Origin of the sequence: Methylovulum sp. (assembly GCF_028687615.1) — a bacterium.
Taxonomy (GTDB): Bacteria; Pseudomonadota; Gammaproteobacteria; order Methylococcales; family Methylomonadaceae; genus Methylovulum.
Genome location: NZ_JAQTZU010000013.1, coordinates 1 through 25,224, shown reverse-complemented (window position 1 = coordinate 25,224; position 25,224 = coordinate 1). Strand labels below are relative to the sequence as shown.

Sequence of the window (25,224 nt, the reverse complement as noted above, 5' to 3'; positions counted from 1 at the left end):
GACTGTGGAAAGTTATTCGGTGGTCAAGCCTTGTTGTTGCCAAGCCTGGATACCGCCTTCTAAATTATAAACCTCGGTAAATCCGGCTGACTTCAAGATTGATTGTGCTTGCGCTGAACGTTTGCCGCTACGGCATTGGGTGATGATGGGGCTATGCTGATAAGCCTTTAGCTCGACCAGCCGTTTGTCCAACTGGCCCAGCGGGATGTGCAATGCACTAGGGACATGCTGCTCCTGCCATTCACTGTCTTCACGCACATCAACAATAATGGCTTTTTTCATTGCCTGCATAGCGGCGGCATCCTTGGGCGTCACCACTGGCTGGCTAGAATCCGCCTGCACAATCGCGCAGGTCAAACCCAACAGCAAAGCGATTAAAAGCCTAGTCCTACAATACTTTATAATGATACGCACGGGACACCCCCTATTAATTGCAGTTAAAGCAGCTATATTACCGGAACTTGTAGCCACGGTGAATGTTAAAATACACCGAACCAACAATAATATAGTTTAATGAACTCGACACTGATTCAAATGACCTTGCTGATGGCTTGCGGTGTCGTCTGGCGGCTTTGTCGACCGGCGGGGCTTACCGCCGACCAGACCCGCGCGGTGCTAAGCGGCGTAGTCTACTACCTGCTCATGCCTGCGATGATCCTGGAGGTGTTGTGGAAAACCGACTTAGGCATCCAGTCCCTGCAATATACCCTGCTTGGCTGGGGTAGCCTGAGCTTCGCCATCCTCTGCGCCTGGTTAATTGGCAGAATTTTTAAGCTAGACAAAAAACATTTAGGGACACTCATACTTGCCAGTGCTTTCCCGAATGTGACTTTCCTGGGGCTGCCGATACTTGAGCAAACCTTTGGCAGTTGGATACGGCCTGTCGTCATTGAAATAGACGTGTTTTCCGCCACCCCTTATTTGTTTACCGTCGGCTTGTTAATTGCCCGCCATTACGGTCAAGAGGACAAACCCAAACCGCTTTGGACGGCCTTTAACGAGCCGCCCTTTTGGACGGCGGCCATAGCCATAACACTCAACATGAACGGTGTTGCCGCCCCCGAATGGCTAATGGCGGTTTTGCAAAAACTGGCGGTCGCCGCCGCGCCATTGATGATTATATCGCTGGGCATGTCTCTTAACTGGCAAGCGGTAAGCTGGCGCAACATGCCTTACATGTTTCCGCTACTATCGATAAAAATGCTCGCGATGCCCTTGTGTGCCTGGTTCTTGGCCCGCCATCTCGGACTGGACGCGCCGCATCAAGCCGTCGCCGTCATGGATTTGGCAATGCCCAGCATGTTGTTCGGCATCGTCTTTTGCGACCGCTTCCGGCTGGACAGCGCACTGTATGCTATGGCGGTGACGGTGACCACCCTGTCCAGCTTGCTGACCCTGCCGTTTTGGCATGGCTTGCTGGTCAAGCAATAAACATTTATCCATCATTAACCACGAGGAGCAAAACAATGGCAACTTTTACAGTGACAGGCGATGTAGACCCATTTTTACACGTCGGCCTAAAGCGGGGCGAAAAAATCTATTGCGAATCCAATGCGATGGTCATGATGGAAGGGACACTCGACCTGAAAGGCAAAATGACCGGCGGCCTGGGTAGTGCCTTGATGCGCCGTTTTGCCAATGGCGAATCCTTTTTTCAGGAGCATATCGAAGCGATACGCGGCGATGGCGATTGCCTGTTGTCGCCGACCTTGCCAGGAGCCATCGAAGTGCTGGATGTCGGCCATGCCAGCTATAAACTGACCGATGGCGCGTTTGTCGCCGCCGAAAGCGGGGTCAGCCTCAATGTCCGTACGCAAAATATCGGTTCGGCCTTGTTTGGCGGTACGGGCGGATTTTTTATCATGGAAGCGACAGGCAAGGGCAAGCTCGCGGTATCAGGATTCGGCTCCAGTTTTGCGATTGATGTTGAGCCGGGCAAAGAGATCATCATAGACAACGCCCACGTCGTTGCCTGGGACAGCCGCTTGCACCATGAAATTTCCGTCGCCACCAGCAACAGCGGCGGCTTTTTCGGGCAAATTGTCAACAGCGTCACCAGCGGCGAAGGCATGGTGCTAAAATTTTCAGGTCAGGGCAAAGTCATTATCTGCTCGCGCAACCGGGAAAATTTTGTGTCATGGCTAAGCAAACTGATACCTGGCAATAGTTGATATAACCCGATGGCGACGGTTTGTTTCAACCAATCCCGGCCTGCCCATTTTGACAAACACAATTGGCACAATAAACCGCTTTGATTCCATTAATGTTTTTTATTTTTTCTTAATGGCACAAAATTAGCTTAATACCCGTAGATGTCATTTTGATATCAACGGGTAAAACCCTAACCTTAAGAGAAACACTATGAAAAAACATTTTCACAAATTGGCCGGCTATACCGCATTAATCTTGATTTCAGCATCACCACTACCTTTTGATGATGCTTACGCAGAAACCAGTGAAAAGAAAACTATCTCAGCCGAATCGCTTATCGACAAAGCCACCGCTACAAATAAACGAAAAATAAAAGCAGATCAACCGCTTGAATAACACCCGCCGGATGCTTGATAGACATGGAATTTCACTTTGGGTACAATCACGCCAAAAGTATTTTTGACCCGAAACCTAATGGACTGCCCCCCCCTTGTATCCAAACTTACTTTGCCACCATCACCATAAAGCCCACTTATTAAATGCGGAATTACTGTTTTTTCGTAATTAAGAAATGGGGCTTTGTTTTGATCGGCTTAACGGCCTGCTCCCTACCAATTCCCGGCAAGGCGCAACAAAATTTATTTAATGTCCCTTCTTCAGAAATCACCCAAGAAAACACGGTTTTTTTTCAGCAACAATTTAATTTTGCCAAATCCGATACCAGCAACACCACCATTGATTATGGCCTGGGCAATAATTTGGAAGTTGGCATCAATTTGTTTAATGTCAATTTATATACGCCTTCAGATACGGTTGCCAATCCCAATTTTCTGCTAAATTTCCAAAAAGCCTTCAATATAACGGCGGCGTACAAAATTAGCTTTGGAACACAAACCGGATTTACGCCACCTGTCCATAACAATTCCCTACAAATACCTAGTTTTTCTTATTTTAGTAACGCCGTAGATTGGGCTAGGCTAGGCAAATATTATCTGGGTGCTTATTACGCAAATTCCGCTTATGCTGGCTCAAATGACGCCATCGGCCTGATGGCGGGCGTGGAATTGCCGATGCTCGAAAACAAAGTCCATCTTATGGGCGATTTGTTAAGCGGCAATAACGACATTGGCGTTGCCGTCATTGGCTTGGTGTTTTATTTATCCGATAACTGGCAACTTTCTATTGGCGCACAATTGCCCCCACCCAATAGCCATAATGATTTCGGAACTGTTTTTGAAATCACCAAACTCTAAGAATGTTTAAATTCTTACAGGCTATGCTTCATTGACAATCCCATGCGGCACATGCGCCGTGGCGACATGTCCGGCGGCGGATTCGCAATGGGCTTTTTGGTCATCGAAGAAAATATCGGCATCGAAAGCCCGCAAAAACTCGCCTTTAGGCAGGCCGCCCAGAAACAAGGCTTCATCTATGCGTATGTCCCAAGCGCGTAGCGTCCTGACGACGCGCTCATGGGCGGGCGCGGAACGGGCGGTGACCAACGCGGTCCTGATCGGCGCGTCAGCGGCGGCAAATTGGTTTTGGATATGTTGCAACGCGCTTAAAAAATCTTTGAACGGGCCGCCAGGCAGCGGCGTTTTCGCCTGTTGGCGTTCGTTGTCGGCAAACGCCGCCAAGCCCTGCTGCTGGTAAATGCGCTCTGAATCATCAGAAAACAACACCGAATCGCCATCAAAGGCAATACGTAATTGTTCGGTTGGATGCTTTAATGATGAACCACTTAAAATAGTCGCCGCCGCAAAACCCGCCGCCAAGGTTTTCCTGACATCCAGGGCATTGGCGGACAGGAACAAATGCGCCCCGAAAGGGGCGATATACGAAAAGGGCGACGCACCGCTGGTAAACGCGGCGCGGGTGATTTTCAGCCCGTAATGGGCGATGGAGTTGAAAATCCGCAAGCCGGTGTCGGCACTGTTTTGCGACAGCAAAATCACTTCCACCAAGGGTTCATCGGGATTTTGTCGATTAATCGCCAAGAATTTTTTTACCAGCGTGAAACCGTAACCTGGCTCCAGAACCACGTCTTCGTGGTCAATTTGGTAACGGCAAAACGCTTCTTTTCCCTCGTTTTCAAAAACCGCATGGGATTCATCAAGATTGAATAAGGCCCTGGACGAAACCGCCACCACCAATTTTTGCTGCTTTGCGCCCTCGCGCGCTGGCTTGGTCATTATTCGACGGGCGGCTCTTCGCGGGCCATTTGACTGTCCTCTTTGATGATGTCCACCATTTCATTGAGCTTGAGCAAATCCTCCCGCATATCCATCAGCAGGAAATAAAACACAAGGGTTGCCAACGAAGCGGCGATGCTTAAAACCAAGGTGATGAGATTTATCCGCGCCACTTCGGCTTTATGTCCGCACAGATGTGAAGAAAGGCTGTTTTCAGGGCTATTTTGCGCCGACAGCTTGTCGCTTGGCCCTGGCCCAAAGTCATTTTTGGCATCGTGGCTAAGATCATCTTCACCTAAAACAACTGCTTGCTCCCGTCCAAACTCCACATCCGCAGGTACGGTTTCGACAGTATGCGCGGGTATATCGGCAAAAACCGGTTCAATGGGCCGGGCAAACTGCCCGGCTTGTTCCGCGTCCATTTGCCCCGGCGTAAAATCATCATCGACCCTCACCAAGGTTTCATCAATGGAATCGACGGCAACGGGGGCGGTTGCCTCCGCTGCTTTATGATGGGATTCATCGGGCAATGGGGAGGAAGCTATCGTGGTTTTTACGTCCAGGCCATCAGGCCCAAAATCCTCCCCAAAATCATCAAGGTCTAGCGGGTCAACTGCGCGAGGGGTATCGCCAAAATTAGCTTGCCCTAAGTTGGCTTCATGCTCGTCAACATCGGCGACATAGAGTGGCTGCATTTGAAAATGTGGATCTTGCTCAATCGGCCCGACTAGAAAAGCCCTTGCCATGTCCGGCTCAAAATCATCCACGGCACTCATTGGCTCCATACCGGAACTAGCCAAAGCAGTTCCAGCAGCCGGATTATCAAAGCCACTAATGGCTAATAAGCGGTCAATCGCATCTTCTTCATTGGTTTGGATAGTTGACGGGACAGCCGTAAATACCGGATCATCATCCCGGATGGCGCGTAAATCTGCCAACCCCGCATCATCCGGCAAGTGAGGCGTTGCATCTAGGTTCGTGCCGGGCCGTCGTTTATTGAGGGTTTTTTTATGCGTTGTTCTTTTCATGGATGGATTGGCAAGGAAGAAATAAGCGTGTATTGATTGTGCATGGTTGCTGAATTGTCCGATTGAATTGTACGATATGTAGGCAATTTTAACGGTGTCTCAAGCATTGTAGGTAAAGTTTCGCTCATTTAATGATAAACTTCCAAAAAAATATGTAGAAACGCACATGCAACTCGCCATTACTGCTTTAGGCTCCAACAAAATTAACTTCATAGCGGAAATATTGCCCGCTATCCGCGATTGCAAATGTAATATCGTGGAAATCCGCGCCTCGCGGCTGGCCCAAGCAACCGCCACTTACCTATTGGTGCAAGGCAATTGGAACCAGATCGCCAGACTGGAAAGCACCCTGGAAGTGATCCAACGGCGCATCGAAATAAAAATCCACATGTTGCGCCCCGAAAGTAAAGAAAAAAGCAAGGATTGCATGCCTTATCTATTGGAAACGCTGTCACTGAACCACGAAAGCATTATTGAGTCGGTCAGTTCGTTCCTTATCGACCGTGATATTGACATCGAAGACATAACCGGTAGTTGCTATCCGGCCCCGTACATCCAAAACCCTGTATTTTCGAGCAAATTTATTATCCTCATCCCCCCGCAACTGCATTTGTTATCGCTGCGCGAAGAATTTATGGAATTTTGCGACCAGCTTAACATCGATGCGATCCTTGAACCCATTAAACGTTAGGTAGCTTATGACTTCACCCGGCATTGGCACAGTCGTGCCAGATTTGGAGCTTGCGTCCACGGGCGCAAAAACCAGTAAATTCAGCGATTATCGCGGTCAATTTGTCGTGCTGTATTTCTATCCAAAAGACAACACGCCCGGCTGCACGACCGAAGGCCAAGCCTTCCGTGATGCGATAGACCAGTTCGCTGCGCTGAACACCGTGATCTTGGGCGTGTCGCGGGATTCGGTGAAAATGCACGAAGGCTTCAAATGCAAACAGGAATTTCCGTTTGATTTGTTGTCAGATTCCGAAGAACAACTCTGCAAGCTGTTTGATGTCATCAAACAAAAAAACATGTACGGGAAGCAAGTGCGTGGCATTGAGCGCAGCACGTTTTTGCTTGATCCAGAAGGCATCCTCGTCCACGAATGGCGCAAGGTCAAAGTCAAGACGCATTGTGAGGAGGTTTTGACCGTGTTGCGGACGTTAAATGAGTAACGAAAAATGAGTAACGAAATTCCAGTAGTTACCGATATTGTCGATTGTGAAAAAGTCATTGGAAAAACTCTTTCCAATAAAGAAGCATGCGACCTTGTCAGTAATAATGCGTGGTGGAGCACATCTAGAAATTGGTGGTATCAGGGTCTAGTCATAACGCTGTGCGAGATTTATCAAGGATTCGATGAATTACGTTATCTCGGAGAAACTATTGCTATTGTTTCTCCTGAGGTTATCGACGAAAAAATCAGTGCTATCACTAAACTCATTGCAACTATCAGACATGATACTGAACCCTTCCTAAAAGCAACTGCTTGGTATGGGGCAACTGCACAAGAAGTCCGCAACAATATCGAGGAGGCAGAAGTTTTACGCACATTAGATGATGATTGCATGCATGCATTTGCCAATTTCTTTTCCTTTCTGCTTTCTCAAAAAGCGGCGCTTGAAGAAGCAAAATTGTCTGGTAAATGTCTTTTGTATATTCAGTTGTTGCCCTAATAAATCCCGCCCAAGGATTTTGTAATTTCAATTGAGTGGTTTTGCCATCAATTACAAAAAAGCTTCGTGCCTTTTTCGGACAAGCCCCGAACCATCTCCTCTTCCCACCCACCCTCAATGAGACCAGCATGAACATTCATACCACACCGGATAAAAAACTGTTTGTTTTGGACACCAATGTAATGATGCACGACCCTGCGGCGATATTCCGTTTTCAGGAGCATGATATTTTTATCCCGATGGTGGTTTTGGAAGAGTTGGACCACGGCAAAAAAGGCCTGACCGATGTGGCCCGCAACGTCCGCCAAGTCAGCCGTTTCCTTGATGAACTGATCCGCGATGCCAACCAGCAGACGCTGAATGATGGCTTGCCGTTATCCCGTATCGAACACGCGCCCAATAGCGAGAACCTGACCAGTTCAGGGCGATTGTATTTCCAGACCAGCACCATGACCGCGATGCTGCCGGACAGTATGCCGGGCAATATCGCCGACAATTCTATCCTCAGCGTCGTGCTGGCGTTGACCAAAAAATTCCCGCATATCAAAGTCATCTTGGTCTCGAAAGACATCAATATGCGCATCAAGGCGGCGACGCTGGAGTTGGTCGCCGAGGATTACCACAATGACCAGACGCTCGATGATATTGACCTGCTGTACAGCGGGGCGACGGCCTTGGACGAGGATTTTTGGGACAACCACGGCTCAAAAATGGAAGTGTGGCAAGAAAAAGACCGCACCTTTTACCGTCTTGAAGACCCCTTGGTTGCCGAATGGTATCCCAACCAATACCTGTACATCGACAATGACAGCAATTTTGAGGCGATAGTCCGCGATTGCGAGGGCGAAGTCGCTATTCTGGAATTGGCCCGCGATTACCGCTCCAAACACAACAGCGTCTGGGGGATATGTGCGAAAAACCGCGAACAGAACTTTGCCTTGAACGCGCTGCTTGATCCTGAAATTGATTTCGTCACCTTATTGGGCACGGCAGGCACAGGCAAGACGTTGATCGCCTTGGCGGCGGGCCTGACGATGACGCTGGAAAAGAAAATGTTCAATGAAATCGTCATGACCCGCGAGACCGTGCCGATAGGCGAAGACATCGGCTTTTTGCCCGGCACCGAAGAAGAAAAAATGGCCCCGTGGATGGGCGCGTTGATGGACAACTTGGAATTACTTGGCAGCCGTTCAGGCCAAAACGAGTGGGAACAAGGCGCCACCAAAAACATCCTGATGAACCGCGTCAAAATCCGCTCGCTGAATTTCATGCGCGGACGCACCTTTTTGAACCGTTTCTTGATTATCGACGAGGCGCAAAACCTCACGTCCAAGCAAATGAAAACCCTGATCACCCGCGCCGGGCCAGGGACAAAAATCATCTGCATCGGTAACTTATCGCAAATCGACACGCCGTACCTGACTGCGACAACCTCAGGTTTGACCTATGTAGTTGACCGTTTCAAGCATTGGCCTTACGGGGCGCACATCACCTTACGGCGCGGCGAACGCTCGCGTTTGGCGGATTATGCGTCGGATATTTTGTAAACTCGCGTGGATCTTGCAATTGGCATTTCAATTGCTAACTGATGTTACGCAGACAAACGAAGAATCAATAACTTACAAAGCAAAAAATAACTGTAAGTTATTGATAGTTCGTAGTCGGTGCGTAACATCAGTTGCTAAATGACTTAAGCCTGACGTTACGTAAAATTATTGTCCACGAAAGACACGAAGAAACACGAAAATTGATTGGTAATGTGCTTTGATATGAATCATTTCAAAAGCAACCCCATAAGGAGTCAAATAAATAGGTTTTTTTGACTCCTATTTTCGTCGGTGCCGAACAGGACTTTCACAGTCCCCGTACCATAAACATTTCAATTTACCCGCAGATACCCAAAACATTACGGAACGGATAACTCCGCCCTAAAATATCGGCTTTATTACCGAGACAATTTTCGTGTCTTTCGTGTTTTTCGTGGACAAAAACCACATATTACCAAGCGCGTATCGCCCCCATCTGAGACCACGCCATGAACAGCAGTAAAATTCTAAAGCCCACCACCTATCTCACTGAAGTCAAAGCCTTATCTGATCGCATCGTCAAGGCGCAACAACCCATCCGTATTTTGGACGCCATCAAATGGGATGACAGCATCAAACAGGCGTTCATGCAGAGTGCTTGCAAAGCCCTGCCCGCCGTCGATGCCGGGTATTACCGCCAACGCCCTTTAGGTTTTGACCCTGGCGATAAAAAAGACGAATTCCACCAAATCGAGCGCGATCTGGTGCGCAAATTGGGTCAGTTGAACCCGCTCAGCGTCATCATGCGCCGCATCTGCCGCGAATATCAGGATGTCGTGTACATGCTGGAAGGGCGTGGCACCTCGACATTCTCCAATATTTCCCAAGAGCTGTACGGCTCCTCGCAAGACGTGTTCCATGTCGGTGACCCGACCATCGCCGATCTGGGCAGCATGATGGAATCGACCTTGCAGCAATTGCTGGATCTGGATTTCTTGGGCGAGGAACCCAAAACCATCAACGCCAAGGACGCGGTTGACATTCTTAACGCTAAAATCCAAGAGGTATTTCCAGGCGAAGGCTTACGCGCGATGCTCAGTGACGGCATAGTCTCCGATGCGGCGGCGGGTACCGATTACATCAAAATCCGCGCCGATGCCGTGTTCAATATGCGGGATTTGCGCATTCTGGAAGTGCATGAGGCTTGGGTGCATCTGGGGACTACCTTGAACGGTTTGGAGCAGCCGTATTGCACTTTTCTAGGTAAAGGGCCGCCTTCGGCGACGGTCACCCAAGAAGGTTTGGCGGTGTTGATGGAAATTTTGACCTTCAGCTCGACACCGGAGCGGCTGATGCGTTTGATCAACCGCGTCCGTGCCACCACGCTCGTTGAAGAAGGCGCGGATTTTTTGGATATTTTCGAGTTTTTCCGCGCCAAAGGCCTGGATGATGAAGACAGCTACACCTTCACCAGCCGCGTGTTCCGTGGCAGCAGTTCCACCGGGATGCCGTTCACCAAGGATTTGACGTACATCAAAGGCTTCGTGCTGACCTACAACTTTATGCGCCTAGCCGTCTACAAAGGCAAGCCAGACCGCATCCCGCTGTTGTTTTGCGGCAAAACCATGATTGAAGATATGAAAGTCATGGCGGATTTGGTCGAGGAAGGCACGGTGTCACCGCCGCGTTTCCTGCCGCCACAATTTAAAGATTTGAATGGCTTGTCCGCCTGGATGAGTTTCAGCCGCTTTATGACCTCGCTGAATTTCCGGCAGTTGGAACAGGATTATGCGAATATCTTGTAAACGGTTTTAGAAACATATATGTCAGCTCCCATAAAAGCAAACGCTGATACGGCTTTCTTCACCCACGATAAATTGCTGAAATACATTTTTGAGCAAGAAGGATTGGGTAAATAGCCATTTGCATCCTACGATAATAAAAATCCCCTTCGTTTCGTGCCTTTCGTGGACAAATCAAATTCCCGCAAGCTACGCAAACCCTATCAAGTTCGGCTAAAATGGGGGTTTTTGCACGGGAGTCTAGCGATGTCCAAAAATATCAGCATACACCGCTACAGCGGCGTAGCCTTAATCCCTTTCATCCCCGAACTGGCGCGGCTCCGTATTGATGTGTTCCGCTATTTTCCGTATCTGTATGACGGGACTTTGGATTACGAAAAAAAATACCTGCAAACCTATATCGACAACCCCGCCAGCGTGATCGTACTGGCTTTGGATGGTGATAAAGTGGTCGGTGCCTCCACCGCCTTGCCGATGAAATACGAAACCGAGGAAATGCAGCGGCCTTTTATAACCAATGCTTATCATCTGGACGATGTGTTTTATTGCAGCGAATCGGTGCTGGACAAAAATTATCGCGGCTTAGGCATAGGTGTGCGTTTTTTTGAAGAACGCGAAGCCCATGCCGCCGATTTGGGCGGCTTCAAACACATCACTTTTTGCTGCGTCGAACGCCCAGTTGACCATCCGCGCCGCCCCGCCGATTATGTGCCGTTGGATGCGTTTTGGAACAAACGCGGTTATTTCAAGCATCCTGAACTGCGCACCGAATACGTCTGGAAAGATTTGGACGATACCGAAGAAACCGCCAAACCTATGACTTTTTGGTTAAAACATGAACGTTAAAATCGCCACCGCCCAATACGACATCAGCTTCCTCGATAACTGGCAAGCCTATATCGACAAATCCACTCGCTGGGTGCAAGACGCTGCGGCACAAGGCGCGAAAATCCTGCTTTTCCCTGAATACAACAGCATGGAACTGGCCTCGTTGTTCGGCAAAGACGTGTATTCGTCCTTGAGCAAACAGCTCGAAGCCATGCAGACGCTACATGAAGATTTTGTCGCGTTGTTCAAAGGTTTGGCGCAACAGTTCCAATGCCTGATTCAAGCGGGCACGTTTCCGGTGCTTGTGGGACCGGGCGGATACCACAACCGCGCCTATCTGTTTTTCGCCGATGGCGGCGTCGATTATCAGGAAAAACTGATGATGACGCGCTTTGAAAACGAGCAATGGCATATTACCAGCGGCAAGGAATTGAAAGTTTTCGATACCGGATATGGCAAAATCGCCATCAACATTTGTTACGACAGTGAATTTCCGTTGTTGGCAAGGCAGCAAGTCGAAGCGGGCGCGAATCTGATTTTAGTGCCTAGTTGCACCGACACCTTGGCAGGTTATCACCGCGTGAAAATCGCTTGCCAGGCGCGGGCCTTGGAAAACCAATGTTATGTCGTGCAAGCGTGCTTGGTCGGTGAAGCCCCGTGGTCGGAAGCGGTGGATGTGAATATTGGCGCATCCGCTGTTTACACACCCGTCGATAGGGGATTTCCTGATAATGGTGTTTTGGCCTGCGGGGAATTAAACGCCGTGCAATGGGTGTTTGCCGACGTGTCCTTGGAGGGCATTGCCACGGTTAGGGCGGAAGGACAGGTGTTCAATTACCGCGATTGGCCTTTGCAATGCAAGCCTGTGCTTGCCTTGTGATGGTGCGGTGCTTGAATTGGGTATTGAAATGACACCACGTCCAGCCGATGCCGTGGCTATCCACGAAGCCGCGCAATTATTAAAACAAGGCCGCTTGGTCGCGTTTCCGACCGAGACCGTCTACGGTTTAGGCGCAGATGCCAGCAATGCCGAAGCGGTGAGGGGTATTTTTGCCGCGAAAGGCCGACCTGCCGATCATCCGCTAATCGTGCATTTAGCCGATAAGTCGATGCTGCCGGATTGGGCGGCGGAGGTTCCTGCGTCGGCATGGCAATTGGCGGAGCGGTTTTGGCCCGGGCCGTTGGCGGTCATTTTACGCAAAAAAGTCTCCGTACCCCTGGCGGTGACCGGTGGGCAGGACACGGTGGCTTTGCGGGTACCGAACCATCCGGTGGCCTTGCAATTGTTGCAGGCCTTTGGTGGCGGGATTGCCGCGCCGTCGGCAAACCGGTATTGCCGTATCAGCCCCACGCAAGCGGCGCATGTAGCTGAGGAATTGGGCGATGCGGTGGCGATGATTTTGGATGGCGGCCCCTGCCAGGTGGGCGTGGAATCGACGATTATTGATTTAAGTGGCGGGCAACCGCGTTTACTGCGGCCCGGACAGCTTAGCGTGGCGGCGATTGAAGCCGTGTTGCAGCAAACATTGTTGTTGCCGGAGGCGGTATCGGAAATCCGCGCCCCTGGCATGATGGCGGTGCATTACGCCCCGGTGACGATGGCTTTGCTATGTCCAGCACAGGATTTGGCGAAGCTGGCGCAAACTTTTTTGGACGGTCATCAGCGTGTGGGGGTCTTGGCTTATCAGCAGGATTTGCCCGCGCATCCTTTGCTGGTCGTTGAGCACATGCCTGATTCGGTAGCGGCGTATGCACAAGCCTTGTACGCGTCGTTGCGGAAGTTGGATGGCTTGCAATTGGACAGGATTTTGGTGGAACAGCCTCCGCAAACCGAAGCATGGCGTGCCGTCAATGACCGTTTGGGTAAAGCGGCGGTGGCGGTTTAGTCGATTGGAGGCGATGGCGGCAGATTGAAACTTGGGCCAGTTTGAACCTCAGCGTTGCGACCAAAAATCGCGTAAATACCCCCGCACCACACTCAATTTCGCCTGCACTTGTTTTTTTGTGCGCTGGGCTAATTGGTATGCCGCCGTTTCGGTGATTTTGGCATGTGCCCAAATCAACCATCCGGTAATGGTTCCGTAAGTCCAGGCAATCACGGTAAAGGTCAGCAACTGGTTTTTGGTCAGCGCGAATACCCGTGAGATTAATAAAGTGCCTAGGAGTTTGGCAACCACTTCCAAGGCAATCCCTTGTAAAATCAAACCATTGGCTAACATCCAAAGGGCGGCTAAATTCATTGGCGTGACAATCAATAGCGGGATCATCATGGCAGCCAAGGCCAGTCCCGGCGAAGTTTGACCCAGCCATCGTTCGAATTTGGACAATCTTAACCAAACAATCAGCCGATGACCGAAAGCCGACAGCAACTCCCAAAGCCATTCTTCGATGATTAAAATGATGGCGAGTAGGGAAAGTAAAAGCTTCTTCATAAATGTCTCTGTAGGGGATTTCAAATCGTAAGGATTCGGTAAAAAATAACGTTCCGATTTGCATATAATACAGGAACTAAGTAGCGGCGATTAAAATTGCCCCTACAAATAATGTACCCGAAAAGAGTCCAAAAACCTGTTTTTGGACTCTTTTTTTATTTCTGAAGGCCATTGCCAGATGCCGTAGGCCTTTCTGGATTTTAAAACCTGGAGGAAGGCTTTTATTTCCTGTGCGTTTCAAATCTGCTGGTCATTAACGGGCTTGATTGTAAATAAGCTTTGTTCCGATACGCCTATCGTGTTTATCATAGCGTTATGCGTGATGGTTTAGTTGAGGCGGTGATTGGCATGATGGATGGTTTGGGCTTATGAGTGTGTGGTTGCTGGTCGTCAATGTCGGTAGCACATCGGTTAAAACCCACTTGTTTGATGGCGATTTACGGGATATAGCGGTATTGACAGCGGATTATGGCCGTGTCGATGGTGTGGTCATTGGCGGTCAGGATTTGCAAGGTCAAATGGTGGAGGAGCATTGTGGGCCGGTCGGCGATGTTTCGGCTGTGTTGGCTTTGGTGTTGGACCGTTGGCGACAGTGGCTGGATGCCGAAGCTTGGGTGCTGGCAGCTATCGGGCACCGTATCGTGCATGGCGCGGATTGGTTTGCTACACTAACGCCCATCAACCCAGATGTATTGCAACGTCTTGCCGGACTGGACCGCTACGCGCCGCTGCATAATCCACTCAATCGCTTGGGTGTGCAAATGGCCTGTCGGCATTTTCCTGAGGTTGCCCAATTTGCCCTGTTTGATACCGCTTTTCACCGCAACATCCCAGAATATGCCGGGCGTTACGCGATCCCGGCGTCATTGTCTTCAAGCGTGGCATTTTACCGCTACGGTTTTCATGGCATTTCTTGCCAGCACAGTTTGACTGAGGCGGCCCGATATTTAGCGTGTGAACCTGCAAAACTGAACCTGATTGTCCTGCACTTAGGTGGGGGAGCCAGTGCCACCGCGATTCGTGCGGGTGTGGGCGTGGATACGTCGATGGGGTTTTCACCCACCGAAGGCCTGATGATGGCTAGCCGTAGTGGCGATATCGATCCGATGGTGCTGTTGACCTTGCAGCGGCAAGGCATGTCTGTGGATGAGTTGGACGCGGTGCTGAACCATCGTAGCGGTTTGAAAGCCATTTGCGATGATACCGATATGCGCCGTATTTTGCTCAAAGCCGGGCAAGGTGACAGCGACGCCCTGTTGGCTATCGACATGTTCTGTTACCGGATCAAAAAAACCATCGGGGCTTATTGCGCGGTTTTGGGCGAAGTTTCCGCCCTTGTTTTTACTGGTGGTATCGGCGAACATGCCGCCGAAATTCGCCAGCGTATTGTCACGGGTCTGGAACCATTAGGCTTTTCAATAGACCTAGTTGCCAATGCCCGGCATGAACCCGATATAAGTGGTGCCGATAGCCGTTCGCGTATTCTTATTATCCCGGCGGAAGAAGAGCGGGTTTGTGCCAGGCAGATATTATCTTTCCTGGACCGGCGGCCTAGCCAAATTAGTCCAGATTAAATCTGTTTAAACCACCCCTGTCCTAATAACCAACAAGAGGAAGCCTATGGAAACTAATCATCATGATTCGCGCTTATCTGCGGAGATGCTCGAACAAATAAATGCGTATTGGCGGGCGGCAAATTATTTGTCTGTCGGGCAGATTTATCTGCTGGACAATCCGTTGCTGAAAGAGCCGTTGACCTTGGAACATATCAAGCCACGTTTGCTGGGGCATTGGGGTACGACGCCAGGATTGAATTTTATTTATGTGCATCTGAACCGTTTGATTAAAGCCCATGACTTGAACATGATTTATATTTGCGGGCCCGGACATGGTGGCCCGGCGATGGTTGCCAATTGCTGGCTGGAAGGCACTTACAGCGATTATTATCCGAGCATCCCGCAGGACAAGGAGGGCATGAAAGCCTTGTTCAAACAATTTTCTTTTCCAGGCGGTATTCCCAGCCATGTTGCCCCGGAAACCCCGGGTTCGATCCACGAAGGCGGTGAATTGGGTTATGCCTTGTCCCACGCTTATGGCGCGGTATTTGACAATCCTGATTTGATTGCCTGTTGTGTGGTCGGTGACGGCGAAGCGGAAACCGGGCCGATGGCGGCGGCGTGGCATTCCAATAAGTTCCTGAATCCGCAACGCGATGGCGTGGTGTTGCCCATCCTGCACCTGAACGGCTATAAAATCGCCAATCCGACCTTGCTCAGCCGTATCGACGAAGATGAGTTGATCCAATTGTTTGCGGGCTATGGCTACCGTGCTTATCTGGTCGAAGGCCATGACCCTGAAATTGTCCATACCCGCATGGCGAGTGTGCTGGATCAATGCCTTGAAGAAATCGCCGCGATCCAGAAGCAAGCCCGATTGGGTGATTTGCCTATCACACGTCCGATTTGGCCTATGGTCATTTTACGGACGCCTAAAGGCTGGACAGGGCCTTCCAGCGTCGATGGCAAAAAAACTGAAGGTTTCTGGCGGTCACATCAAGTACCGTTGGCGAATCTGGCGGAAAATCCCGAGCATGTCGAGATGCTCGAACGCTGGCTGAAAAGTTACCGTCCCGAAGAGCTTTTTGATGACCAAGGCCGGCCTATGCCAGCGTTGCTGGAACTTGCGCCTACCGGATCAAAACGGATCAGCGATAATCCCCATGCCAACGGCGGTTTGCTGTTGCGTGATTTGCGCCTGCCGGATTTTCGCAATTATGCGGTCGATGTGCCGTCACCAGGTGCGGTGAATGCCGAAGCGACGCGCGTGATGGGGCGGTTTTTGCGTGATGTGATGCGGGGCAATATGGAGCAAGCCAATTTCCGCATTTTTGGCCCGGATGAAACGGCATCAAACCGCTGGGATGATATTTTCGACGTGACTTCGCGGGTGTGGATGGAAAAAATCTTGCCGGAAGACACCCATCTGTCCCAAAACGGACGGGTCATGGAAATCCTTAGCGAACATACTTGCCAAGGCTGGCTGGAAGGCTATTTGCTGACCGGGCGGCACGGCTTTTTTTCGTGCTATGAGGCGTTCATCCATATCGTCGATTCGATGTTCAACCAACATGCAAAATGGTTGAAAACCTGCAACCGCATCCCGTGGCGGCGGCCTGTCGCGTCCTTGAATTATCTGTTGACTTCGCATGTCTGGCGGCAAGACCATAACGGTTTTTCGCACCAGGACCCCGGCTTTATCGACCATGTTGTCAATAAAAAAGCCGAAGTCATCCGCGTGTATTTACCACCCGATGCCAATACCTTGTTGTCGGTGACCGACCATGTCTTGCGTAGCCGCAATTACGTCAATGTCATCGTCGCGGGCAAACAGCCGGCACCGCAATGGTTGACGATGGATGAGGCGGTCAAGCATTGCACGGCAGGGCTTGGTGTCTGGGAATGGGCGAGCAATGATTATGGCTCTGAACCTGATGTGGTGATGGCCTGTGCCGGTGATGTGCCGACTTTGGAAACCCTGGCCGCCGTCGACCTGTTACGCACGAAAGTGCCTGAGCTGAAAATCCGCGTGGTCAACGTCGTCAATTTGATGCGTCTGCAACCGACTAACGAACATCCTAATGGCTTGTCAGACAAGGACTTTGATGAAATTTTCACCAAAGACAAACCGGTGGTTTTTGCTTATCACGGCTATCCTTGGCTGATCCATCGCCTGACCTACCGCCGCACCAACCACGCCAATCTGCATGTCCGTGGTTATAAGGAGGAAGGCACGACCTCCACGCCGTTCGATATGGTGGTCATGAATGACATTGACCGTTTCCATCTGGCCGCCGATGTGATTGACCGCGTACCTAGCCTGGGCAACCAGGCGGTTTATCTCAAACAATATATCCGTGATAAATTGATTGACCATAAACATTATATTTACAAATACGGCGAAGATATGCCGGAAATCCTGAACTGGCAGTGGCCTGCTGGTGAAGTGGAGGATGCCAGGGAGCCAATATAAAAACAAAACCATTAAGCCATCATTAACAATCAGTCTCTTATGATTTGCCCACGTTGTTTGTCATCACGGTGTGGTGACCGGCAATTGGGCACTCCGTCACTTAAGATTTAGGAAGGTTGTTATGAAAAAATTATGGTTTTTTATTATGTTGGGCAGCACTGCGTTATTTTCCATGTCCGCTGGTGCATCAGGTGGTTATGGCGGACGCGGTGAATGGGGGGAGCATCACGGACATCATGGACACCATTACGGGCGTCCGTATTACCGTGAAGAAATCAGATATTATGCGCCACCACGGCCTTATTACCGCGAGGTCATAAAATATTATCCGCCTCGCCCCCGCCCGTATTACCGTGATGAAATCCGTTACTATCCACAACCACTGCCACCCGTTAGGCCACAACCGTATCCTTATTTCCCTAGCCGGGATTCACGTTCAACCTCAGGTTTAGCGGGCAGTGCGGTAGGTGGGGCGGTTGGCTATCAGTTTGGCAACGGTGATCCTCTGGCTGCCGGAATCGGCGCGGCGGCAGGCTCGTTTATCGGCAACGGCATGGATGGCAGGTAATCCTGGCGTCTTGGGCTTTAATTTATGACGCTGTTTTTGTTGTTGAAAATAGTTCAATCGCTATCTGATGCTTGAAACGGTGTTTGCTTGCTGTCATTATCAGCGGTGCCGGAAATTAAAAATATTAATAAAAGCATTGAATTTTTCGGCTAAATTCCATATTCTTTACGGGTTTAACTTTTAGTCGGGCTGCAACTTAACTTTCCAAGCAATGCAGTTCTTTTTTAACACAAGAGAGGTCATTATGAAAAAAACATTAATCACAGCTGCTGGTATTGCTTTAATCGCTTTAAGTGGGCAAGCAATGGCGGATGAGCAATTGGAAATTGGTAAAAAAATCTATGAACGTGCGTTTGGCCGCGGTTGCGGCACTTGCCATGACATCGCTTCAAACCCACAATTGACCGCTTTGATCAAAGCCGGCCAATTGGACAGGGCAAAATTTGAATCTGTATTGAAAGAAGGCAAAGGCGGTATGCCAAAAGCCATCGCAGAAATCATGAAACAGCCAGCCGTCACTAAAGCTGGCTACGGCGAAGACCAGGCCGTTGACGCGTTGTACAAATATTTGGAATCAAAATAAGTCTGGAATCAAAATAAGCCCGGAATCCAAATAGGTCTGGAATTTAAACCGTTCCTCTGAAACGAAAAAACCGCCCCAAGTGCAAACTGGGGCGGCTTTTTTATGCCTGGATTTTAGACCTTTCAGGTTTTAATACCCTCTGGGGCAAGAAACCTGAAAGGTCCGGCAAGGTTTAATGGCGGCCAAAATAACGGATGATGTTTTCTTTCAGCGGCAATTTTTTGATGTTTCTGACCCAGATACCCGCCACGGCGGCAACCATCAAGCTGCAAGAAGCCAGCGTCCAGTAAACCAAGCGTTTTAATTGTGACATTTCCTGCATTAATTGCACATTTGAGACGCTTGCCACCGATGCTGGCTTGGCCGGTTCCGAATACGTCCGTAAGATTTTTACCTCATTTTTGAGGTCTTCAATCGTGCCTAAAGAAGCATTCAATGTACCAGTAAGCAGGCTTTCTTCCAGCGACCGCAGCTTGCTTTCAATCGAACCGCTGACCAATCCCACCACCTGCCCTTTCAGGGTGTTGACTTCCGCCGATAATTGCGGGTTTGAATCCGCTGCCACGTCCGCCGCCGTCACTTTTTGGTAGTTGGCTAAAAAATCATTGTCTGGAAGCAATAAAAATCCACCAATAAAAATAACGGTCATGAGAAAAAACACACCTTTCAATAACCATCGGTTGGTTTTCATCAACTGTTGGTGTGAAGGTACACTTTGCAAAACAACAATTTCTGACTGTGTGGTATTTTTCTGGCTCATTTTTTTACTTCCTCACGAAGCGGATAGCATCCGCTTGGGACAAATGATTTATTATTATGGCTCTGATTTTTGATACGGTCTGGCCGGCGGGCAATTATACAAGCTTAACCGTATTTGTTCTGGGTTTTATTTCAAGCGTTTGGCGGCGGCGATACGCATCCGCAACGCGTTTAACTTGATAAAACCTTCGGCATCTTTTTGGTTATAGGCACCGCCGTCTTCTTCAAACGTCGCGATACTTTCATCAAACAAGCTGTCAGTTGTTGACGCACGGCCTACGACAATGACGTTGCCTTTATACAATTTCAGGCGGACTTTGCCGTTGACCGAGACTTGTGATGCGTCAATCATGGTTTGCAGCATTTCACGCTCAGGACTCCACCAGTAGCCGTTGTAAATCAGCGACGCATAACGTGGCATCAATTCGTCTTTCAAATGCGCCACTTCGCGGTCTAAAGTCAAGGATTCTATCGCCCGGTGCGCTTTCAGCATCACCGTACCGGCTGGCGTTTCGTAACAGCCGCGTGATTTCATGCCGACATAGCGGTTTTCGACAATGTCCAAACGCCCGATACCGTTTGCACCGGCAATTTTGTTCAATTTTGCCAAGACTTCGGCGGGGGAATGCGGTACATCATCAATCGCGGCAATATCGCCTTGTTGGTAAGTCAGCTCAATGTAAGTCGCCTGATCGGGTGCGGCTTCCGGCGACACGGTCCAGCGCCACATGTCTTCTTCCGGCTCCGCCCAAGGGTCTTCCAAAACGCGGCCTTCATAAGAAATGTGCAACAAATTGGCATCCATAGAATAAGGTGAAGATTTGCCTTTTTTCATTTCGACAGGGATACCGTGTTTCTCGGCATAATCCAGCAAGGTCTGGCGCGAGGTCAAATCCCATTCGCGCCACGGGGCAATCACATGGATGTCAGGACGCAAGGCATAAGCACCCAGTTCAAAACGCACTTGGTCGTTGCCTTTACCGGTTGCGCCGTGGGAAATGGCATTCGCCCCCGTTTCGTTGGCTATCTCAATCAAGCGTTTGGCGATCAATGGACGCGCAATGGATGTGCCTAACAAATATTCGCCTTCATAAATGGTGTTGGCGCGGAACATAGGGAACACGAAATCACGCGCAAACTCTTCGCGCAAATCGTCGATGTATATTTCTTTGATGCCCATCGCTTGGGCTTTGGCGCGGGCGGGTTCAACTTCCTCACCTTGACCCAAATCGGCGGTGAAGGTGACTACTTCGCAGTCATAGGTATCTTGCAACCATTTTAGGATCACGGAAGTGTCCAAACCTCCAGAATACGCTAAAACAACTTTATTTATATCCGACATAATTCTCTACTGACCTTGTGTTGAAAAATGCCGCCAATTATACCGGAAAAAGGGAATTGGGGCAGGAAGGAGTTGGGGCGATAAGCAGATGCACAACGTTTGTTGTTCTGTAACGCCATCCTCCTTCTGGAAAGCAGGATGGTTTGGCGACGGGAAACCCGTCATTACTGAAAGCAAATGATACAGTTCATCCTGAGCGGGACAGGGTTTTGTAACTTCGTCCTGAGCATTTTGCGGTATTGGATACGCCCATTGAAACGGTAGGAACGGGTAACAAACCCGTTCCAGCCCAGGCCGCAAATAAGCAGCAAAATACCATATATATATTATGGAAATCAAAAGAGAATTTACTTGTTTGGGTGTACAATTCGATTGCTGGCTCACGGGAGTTTTGCCAAAAGACATCCCAAAATTCTACCGAAAATACGGCACTATTGAGGAGAACAACGATGAAAAATAACGCTTTCCCTTTCCAACCCCGCGCCCTCGTATTGGCATTGGCACTCGCCACCACCTGCACAGCAAACGCGGCAAACATTATCATCAACACTGACTGCACTTTAATAGCCGCTATCAACAATGCCAACAGCGACACCGACACCGACGGTGTAGGTTTTGGTTGTAGGGCGGGTAACGGCGCGGACACCCTGATATTTAATGCCGGCACGACCTATACGCTGACCAAAGCGGCCCTACCATGGATAAGCAGCAAGATTACGATTAACGGCAACGGCTCTACTATTATGCGTTCACATGTCCGCGGTACGCCATTATTCCGTTTGCTTTCTATTGCCCCCCCTGGTGATTTGACGGTCAACAATCTTACCCTGACTGGAGGGTATACGAGTGAAGGCGGCGGTGGCATCGCCAATTCCGGCAGCTTGATACTGAGGAATAGTTCCGTTTCGGGTAATACCGTTTCTGATTATAACCACTCCTCCCCTAGCAATGGGGGCGGCATTTGGAATAATGGCAGCATCTCGCTAGAAAACAGCACTATATCCGGTAACTTTATTGCCAGTGATTGGAGTCCCCCTTGGGGATCTGGTGGCGGCATTTTCAACCAAGGGCGCATGGTGCTTAATAAAAGCACTATTTCTAGCAATGCCTCCCGCAAGGACGGTGGTATAACAAATAGCGGGGAGATGGAAGTCAACAAAAGCACTGTTTCTGATAATACGGCTTTTTTCCAGGGTAGCGCAGGTATCTCAAATAGCGGCAATCTGACACTAACTAACAGTAGCATTTCAAACAATAGCGGTTATGCATATTATTCCGGCCTTTACTACTTTGTTAATAGTGGGATTAACAATAGCGGAAACATGACACTGAGCAACAGTTTTGTCTCAAATAATGAAGGTAGTGAAAACATTGCCAATAGTGGCAAAATCACATTAAACAACTGCACCGTTAAATCCAATTTTCATGTTGATAACAGTGTGGTCATTAATAGCGGTAGTATGGCATTGATCGATAGCCATATTTCACGCAATATTTTTTACAATTTTCACAACTCAAAACCTATTGCGGGCCTTGAAAATGATGGTGATTTGGCAATTCAAGGTAGTGCCATTTTGCATAATGAGGCTAATGGTCTCAGGAATAACAGTAATGGAATTGCCACATTGGCTAATAGTATCATTTCTAATAATGATGGAGGTATAGTAAACGATGGCATCATAAAACTGGTTAATAACTTGATTCTAAACAATAAGTCTGGGTCTGGTGGTGGAATTTTTAACCAGGGAAGAATGACGCTTAGAAACACTACGCTGATGGGCAATAACGGCATCGATTTTTCAGGCGGAGGCATTGCTAACAAGGGTGTTTTGTCAATAAGCCACAGCACAATTTCAGGTAATACGGCGGTTGATGGCGGTGGCATTAAAAATTATCTAGGTGCCGAGCTGACGGTCAGCAATAGCTTGATCGCCAATAGCCAAACGGGTGGGGATTGCAAGAATGAAGGCATCCTGAATCTGGTCGGCAACAATCTGATAGAAGACGGCAGTTGTGGGGCGACATTAAGCGGCGATCCGAAACTTGCCCCGTTGCTCAATAATGGTGGACTCACATCGACATTTGCCTTGTTGGCCGGGAGTCCAGCCATCAACACCGCCGACAAAAGTCTATGCGCCACCACCGATCAACGTAAAGTCAAGCGTCCACAATTATCAAGCCCGGATGAATGTGATCTCGGTGCATTTGAGCAATTTGAGCCGGTATTAATGCCCGGCGATATGAGTGTTCTCTGGAATTTTTTCAACCAAGAAAGTCTCAATGGCGGAATCAAAGGTACTGGTAAGGAGGCATCTGTGAGCAATCTAAACGCGCTGAGGAACCAACTCACCACTGCCGTCAGCTATAAATTGGAGGATAAAACCTCTGCCGCTTGTGTCCAACTTGCCCAAACACTCAAATACATAGACCCAGACAACACGCCAGATGCCAACGATTATGTGACGGGTGTCTCGGCGGGTGAATTAGCCAATCAAATTGTTGACTTGCGTACTGTTTGGCAGTGCAAATAATGTTGTGGCGAGGTGGGGTCTGGCAAGATTTTCTGCCCGACATGTTGATGTTGGGCATCCAAGCCAGGGTGCGTTGTGCGTAACTTGTTTGAGCACGACTGGGTTTGGCAACCCCGTCCTGAACATTTTGCCGTGCTGGGTACCCATTGAAACGTTTGGAACGGGTAATAAATAACTGGGAAATAACTGGGGTCAGAGGGAAATAACTGAATAACTGGGGTCAGAGTAAACTTATATATCACTGATCCGTTCTTTCCTTCCGCCAACCGACAAGCCTACCCATTTTTTTGGCGGCCATCCGCCGACCCCTCAAATTTTCTATTTCCGCTTTAAATCGCTCGCTGCCAAGTGCCATGCCTTTGTTTACTAATGATTTTAGATTGGACACGCGCGGGCCAGTCTCGCCATTTGTTTTTCCCGAAGTCGATAGATATAAACATCAACGGTATAGCAGAGGTTTAAGTTTACTCTGACCCCAGTTATTCACAAATTAAATTAACAAGTTAGTAAATAAACTTTAATGTGTAGTTCTTTTAAAAGTAGTAATGCCGTCATTTTGTCTATAATGTTAGCGCGTTCAGACGAACGCAACTCATTCTATTCTATTCTATTTTTCATATCGAAAAGGCAACTTTAATGAACAATACATACCGATTTCCAAAAATAAAGTCCTTGTTAGCTTCTACACTTTTGCTGTGTTGCGCTGCGGCAAGTGAAGCAGGTACATAGACACCTTTAACAAATCTCGCCCCAGATTACAGTGGCACCATGTTGCAATTGACTGACGGAACAGTGATGGTGCAAGGGGATAGGCCTGGGAACAATTGGATGCGATTAACTCCAAACAGGACTGGTAGTTATATCAATGGAACATGGTCTAATTTAGCTTCAATGAGCACACCTAGATTATATTTTGCTTCTCATGTGTTACGTGATGGTAATGTCTGGCTTTTAGGCGGTGAATATTCTGGACTAAATCTCGACGATAACTGGACCAATACCGGAGAAAAATATAATGCCAAAACGAATACATGGGCAGCGATAAAATCTCATCCAGAAGCTTTCTTTGGTGATGTCCCTACCATGTTGCTTGACGGCGACAAAATTCTTGTAGGGTCTTTAGAAACCAGAAATACCTATCTGTACAACATAAATACCAATACCTGGGGCGGGGCAATCAGCAAAGTGCCTGCTTATGATGACCGCAGTGACGAAGAAAGTTGGGTTAAATTATCCGGCGGTAAAATATTAACTTACGATATTTTTAAAAGCATTTCGACAGGTGGTGGATATGCAGAACTCTTTAATCCTCGACTAAAAACATGGTCTTCAATTTCACCCAGTGATGGCAACGCTTCCGGTATCTTACCTTTATTGAGCAGTAACGCTGTAGATGCTGAAATTGGGGCGGCCGTGCGTTTATGTGATGGGCGGATTTTTGTCATAGGTGGCGGCGCTGGCTCACCTTTGGTTGCCCATACGGCATTTTATACACCATCGACCAATACATGGTCTGCGGGACCAGACATTCCAAGCCATTATTTGGCAGATGATGCGCCAGCAACGGTTATGCCGAATTGCCATGTGATGTTGGCGGCGGAAGCGGGACACTTTACTCCGCCTACCAAGCTATTTGATTTAGATCCGACGACGAATATAGCTAATCCAGTATAAATTGATGCGATAATAGGCTATTGTAAAAACGATCATCTTGAATGAAAAACGAATGGCCTATCCAGCGGTATTCAGAAAGAAACTACTTTCAGTCATGAAAGAACAA

24 protein-coding genes are annotated in these 25,224 nt (G+C 48.9%); 18 read left to right on the top strand and 6 right to left on the bottom strand.

Annotated features, from left to right (window positions below; translation table 11 throughout):
* Positions 1-12: 12 nt before the first annotated feature.
* Positions 13-414: a rhodanese-like domain-containing protein gene (locus tag PHH59_RS09575; RefSeq protein WP_300014817.1), complete on the bottom strand. Its 402-nt coding sequence runs from the start codon at positions 412-414 to the stop codon at positions 13-15.
* 99 nt (positions 415-513) lie between these two features.
* On the opposite strand from PHH59_RS09575, the gene PHH59_RS09570 reads away from it, so the two are divergent.
* The 4 genes from PHH59_RS09570 to PHH59_RS09555 all read left to right on the top strand — a co-directional run bounded on the left by PHH59_RS09570 (position 514) and on the right by PHH59_RS09555 (position 3,404).
* The gene (locus PHH59_RS09570; protein WP_300014814.1) at positions 514-1,431 is read left to right on the top strand and encodes an AEC family transporter; all 918 of its coding nucleotides are present in this window, start codon (positions 514-516) and stop codon (positions 1,429-1,431) included.
* Positions 1,432-1,466: 35 nt separating this feature from the next.
* Complete coding sequence (locus PHH59_RS09565; protein WP_300014811.1) at positions 1,467-2,171, top strand: TIGR00266 family protein; 705 nt, start codon at positions 1,467-1,469, stop codon at positions 2,169-2,171.
* A 190-nt stretch (positions 2,172-2,361) separates the two neighbouring features.
* Positions 2,362-2,547 (top strand): hypothetical protein, encoded by a 186-nt coding sequence (locus tag PHH59_RS09560; RefSeq protein WP_300014808.1) that lies wholly within the window; start codon positions 2,362-2,364, stop codon positions 2,545-2,547.
* Between the two features lie 188 nt (positions 2,548-2,735).
* Positions 2,736-3,404 carry a hypothetical protein gene (locus PHH59_RS09555; RefSeq protein ID WP_300014805.1) on the top strand — a complete coding sequence of 223 codons (669 nt, stop codon included), beginning with the start codon at positions 2,736-2,738 and terminating at the stop codon, positions 3,402-3,404.
* A gap of 21 nt (positions 3,405-3,425) precedes the next feature.
* On the opposite strand, the gene PHH59_RS09550 is transcribed toward PHH59_RS09555, so the two are convergent.
* On the bottom strand, positions 3,426-4,343 hold the full coding sequence (locus PHH59_RS09550) for a 5'-nucleotidase (RefSeq protein ID WP_300014802.1): 918 nt from the start codon (positions 4,341-4,343) through the stop codon (positions 3,426-3,428).
* On the bottom strand, positions 4,343-5,371 hold the full coding sequence (locus PHH59_RS09545; RefSeq protein ID WP_300014799.1) for a hypothetical protein: 1,029 nt from the start codon (positions 5,369-5,371) through the stop codon (positions 4,343-4,345). The genes PHH59_RS09550 and PHH59_RS09545 overlap by 1 nt, the downstream gene beginning before the upstream one ends.
* Positions 5,372-5,537: 166 nt before the next feature.
* Between PHH59_RS09545 and PHH59_RS09540 the strand changes: the two genes are divergently transcribed.
* The 8 genes from PHH59_RS09540 (at position 5,538) to PHH59_RS09505 (ending at position 13,086) form a co-directional block, all read left to right on the top strand.
* Positions 5,538-6,062, top strand: a complete 525-nt coding sequence (locus PHH59_RS09540) for an ACT domain-containing protein (RefSeq protein WP_300014796.1) — start codon at positions 5,538-5,540, stop codon at positions 6,060-6,062.
* A 7-nt stretch (positions 6,063-6,069) separates the two neighbouring features.
* Positions 6,070-6,543: a peroxiredoxin gene (locus PHH59_RS09535; protein WP_300014793.1), complete on the top strand. Its 474-nt coding sequence runs from the start codon at positions 6,070-6,072 to the stop codon at positions 6,541-6,543.
* Between the two features lie 6 nt (positions 6,544-6,549).
* Positions 6,550-7,044, top strand: a complete 495-nt coding sequence (locus PHH59_RS09530) for a hypothetical protein (RefSeq protein WP_300014790.1) — start codon at positions 6,550-6,552, stop codon at positions 7,042-7,044.
* Positions 7,045-7,172: 128 nt separating this feature from the next.
* On the top strand, positions 7,173-8,591 hold the full coding sequence (locus PHH59_RS09525; RefSeq protein WP_300014787.1) for a PhoH family protein: 1,419 nt from the start codon (positions 7,173-7,175) through the stop codon (positions 8,589-8,591).
* Between the two features lie 488 nt (positions 8,592-9,079).
* A complete protein-coding gene (locus PHH59_RS09520; RefSeq protein WP_300014783.1) occupies positions 9,080-10,375 on the top strand; it encodes a flavohemoglobin expression-modulating QEGLA motif protein in 1,296 nt (431 codons plus the stop codon).
* A gap of 243 nt (positions 10,376-10,618) precedes the next feature.
* Positions 10,619-11,218 (top strand): GNAT family N-acetyltransferase, encoded by a 600-nt coding sequence (locus PHH59_RS09515; RefSeq protein ID WP_300014780.1) that lies wholly within the window; start codon positions 10,619-10,621, stop codon positions 11,216-11,218.
* Complete coding sequence (locus PHH59_RS09510) at positions 11,208-12,080, top strand: carbon-nitrogen hydrolase family protein (RefSeq protein ID WP_300014777.1); 873 nt, start codon at positions 11,208-11,210, stop codon at positions 12,078-12,080. The genes PHH59_RS09515 and PHH59_RS09510 overlap by 11 nt, the downstream gene beginning before the upstream one ends.
* Before the next feature lie 28 nt (positions 12,081-12,108).
* A complete protein-coding gene (locus PHH59_RS09505) occupies positions 12,109-13,086 on the top strand; it encodes an L-threonylcarbamoyladenylate synthase (RefSeq protein WP_300014774.1) in 978 nt (325 codons plus the stop codon).
* A gap of 48 nt (positions 13,087-13,134) precedes the next feature.
* Here PHH59_RS09505 and PHH59_RS09500 read toward each other — a convergent pair whose 3' ends face one another.
* Positions 13,135-13,632 carry a hypothetical protein gene (locus tag PHH59_RS09500; protein WP_300014771.1) on the bottom strand — a complete coding sequence of 166 codons (498 nt, stop codon included), beginning with the start codon at positions 13,630-13,632 and terminating at the stop codon, positions 13,135-13,137.
* A gap of 368 nt (positions 13,633-14,000) precedes the next feature.
* Between PHH59_RS09500 and PHH59_RS09495 the strand changes: the two genes are divergently transcribed.
* The 4 genes from PHH59_RS09495 (at position 14,001) to PHH59_RS09480 (ending at position 18,812) form a co-directional block, all read left to right on the top strand.
* On the top strand, positions 14,001-15,206 hold the full coding sequence (locus PHH59_RS09495; protein ID WP_300014768.1) for an acetate/propionate family kinase: 1,206 nt from the start codon (positions 14,001-14,003) through the stop codon (positions 15,204-15,206).
* Between the two features lie 46 nt (positions 15,207-15,252).
* Complete coding sequence (locus tag PHH59_RS09490) at positions 15,253-17,661, top strand: phosphoketolase (protein ID WP_300014766.1); 2,409 nt, start codon at positions 15,253-15,255, stop codon at positions 17,659-17,661.
* Between the two features lie 121 nt (positions 17,662-17,782).
* On the top strand, positions 17,783-18,229 hold the full coding sequence (locus PHH59_RS09485; protein WP_300014763.1) for a glycine zipper 2TM domain-containing protein: 447 nt from the start codon (positions 17,783-17,785) through the stop codon (positions 18,227-18,229).
* Between the two features lie 244 nt (positions 18,230-18,473).
* Entirely contained in the window at positions 18,474-18,812 is a 339-nt protein-coding gene (locus PHH59_RS09480) for a c-type cytochrome (protein ID WP_300014760.1), read from the top strand.
* Between the two features lie 172 nt (positions 18,813-18,984).
* On the opposite strand, the gene PHH59_RS09475 is transcribed toward PHH59_RS09480, so the two are convergent.
* The gene (locus PHH59_RS09475; RefSeq protein ID WP_300014758.1) at positions 18,985-19,572 is read right to left on the bottom strand and encodes a hypothetical protein; all 588 of its coding nucleotides are present in this window, start codon (positions 19,570-19,572) and stop codon (positions 18,985-18,987) included.
* A 126-nt stretch (positions 19,573-19,698) separates the two neighbouring features.
* Positions 19,699-20,913, bottom strand: a complete 1,215-nt coding sequence (locus PHH59_RS09470) for an argininosuccinate synthase (RefSeq protein WP_300014755.1) — start codon at positions 20,911-20,913, stop codon at positions 19,699-19,701.
* A gap of 239 nt (positions 20,914-21,152) precedes the next feature.
* Here PHH59_RS09470 and PHH59_RS09465 point away from each other — a divergent pair, with 239 nt between their 5' ends.
* Both PHH59_RS09465 and PHH59_RS09460 read left to right on the top strand, forming a co-directional pair.
* A complete protein-coding gene (locus PHH59_RS09465; protein WP_300014752.1) occupies positions 21,153-23,444 on the top strand; it encodes a choice-of-anchor Q domain-containing protein in 2,292 nt (763 codons plus the stop codon).
* 768 nt (positions 23,445-24,212) lie between these two features.
* A complete protein-coding gene (locus tag PHH59_RS09460; protein WP_300014749.1) occupies positions 24,213-25,118 on the top strand; it encodes a kelch repeat-containing protein in 906 nt (301 codons plus the stop codon).
* Positions 25,119-25,224 lie beyond the last annotated feature (106 nt).

What these genes read in the sequence shown, in the direction of transcription:
- PHH59_RS09570 (WP_300014814.1), top strand. Translation starts at nt 514, where the DNA reads ATGAACTCGACACTGATTCAAATGACCTTGCTGATGGCTTGCGGTGTC.
- PHH59_RS09565 (WP_300014811.1), top strand. Translation starts at nt 1,467, where the DNA reads ATGGCAACTTTTACAGTGACAGGCGATGTAGACCCATTTTTACACGTC.
- PHH59_RS09560 (WP_300014808.1), top strand. Translation starts at nt 2,362, where the DNA reads ATGAAAAAACATTTTCACAAATTGGCCGGCTATACCGCATTAATCTTG.
- PHH59_RS09550 (WP_300014802.1), bottom strand. Translation starts at nt 4,343, where the DNA reads ATGACCAAGCCAGCGCGCGAGGGCGCAAAGCAGCAAAAATTGGTGGTG.
- PHH59_RS09545 (WP_300014799.1), bottom strand. Translation starts at nt 5,371, where the DNA reads ATGAAAAGAACAACGCATAAAAAAACCCTCAATAAACGACGGCCCGGC.
- PHH59_RS09540 (WP_300014796.1), top strand. Translation starts at nt 5,538, where the DNA reads ATGCAACTCGCCATTACTGCTTTAGGCTCCAACAAAATTAACTTCATA.
- PHH59_RS09535 (WP_300014793.1), top strand. Translation starts at nt 6,070, where the DNA reads ATGACTTCACCCGGCATTGGCACAGTCGTGCCAGATTTGGAGCTTGCG.
- PHH59_RS09530 (WP_300014790.1), top strand. Translation starts at nt 6,550, where the DNA reads ATGAGTAACGAAATTCCAGTAGTTACCGATATTGTCGATTGTGAAAAA.
- PHH59_RS09525 (WP_300014787.1), top strand. Translation starts at nt 7,173, where the DNA reads ATGAACATTCATACCACACCGGATAAAAAACTGTTTGTTTTGGACACC.
- PHH59_RS09520 (WP_300014783.1), top strand. Translation starts at nt 9,080, where the DNA reads ATGAACAGCAGTAAAATTCTAAAGCCCACCACCTATCTCACTGAAGTC.
- PHH59_RS09515 (WP_300014780.1), top strand. Translation starts at nt 10,619, where the DNA reads ATGTCCAAAAATATCAGCATACACCGCTACAGCGGCGTAGCCTTAATC.
- PHH59_RS09510 (WP_300014777.1), top strand. Translation starts at nt 11,208, where the DNA reads ATGAACGTTAAAATCGCCACCGCCCAATACGACATCAGCTTCCTCGAT.
- PHH59_RS09505 (WP_300014774.1), top strand. Translation starts at nt 12,109, where the DNA reads ATGACACCACGTCCAGCCGATGCCGTGGCTATCCACGAAGCCGCGCAA.
- PHH59_RS09500 (WP_300014771.1), bottom strand. Translation starts at nt 13,632, where the DNA reads ATGAAGAAGCTTTTACTTTCCCTACTCGCCATCATTTTAATCATCGAA.
- PHH59_RS09495 (WP_300014768.1), top strand. Translation starts at nt 14,001, where the DNA reads ATGAGTGTGTGGTTGCTGGTCGTCAATGTCGGTAGCACATCGGTTAAA.
- PHH59_RS09490 (WP_300014766.1), top strand. Translation starts at nt 15,253, where the DNA reads ATGGAAACTAATCATCATGATTCGCGCTTATCTGCGGAGATGCTCGAA.
- PHH59_RS09485 (WP_300014763.1), top strand. Translation starts at nt 17,783, where the DNA reads ATGAAAAAATTATGGTTTTTTATTATGTTGGGCAGCACTGCGTTATTT.
- PHH59_RS09480 (WP_300014760.1), top strand. Translation starts at nt 18,474, where the DNA reads ATGAAAAAAACATTAATCACAGCTGCTGGTATTGCTTTAATCGCTTTA.
- PHH59_RS09475 (WP_300014758.1), bottom strand. Translation starts at nt 19,572, where the DNA reads ATGAGCCAGAAAAATACCACACAGTCAGAAATTGTTGTTTTGCAAAGT.
- PHH59_RS09470 (WP_300014755.1), bottom strand. Translation starts at nt 20,913, where the DNA reads ATGTCGGATATAAATAAAGTTGTTTTAGCGTATTCTGGAGGTTTGGAC.
- PHH59_RS09460 (WP_300014749.1), top strand. Translation starts at nt 24,213, where the DNA reads ATGTTGCAATTGACTGACGGAACAGTGATGGTGCAAGGGGATAGGCCT.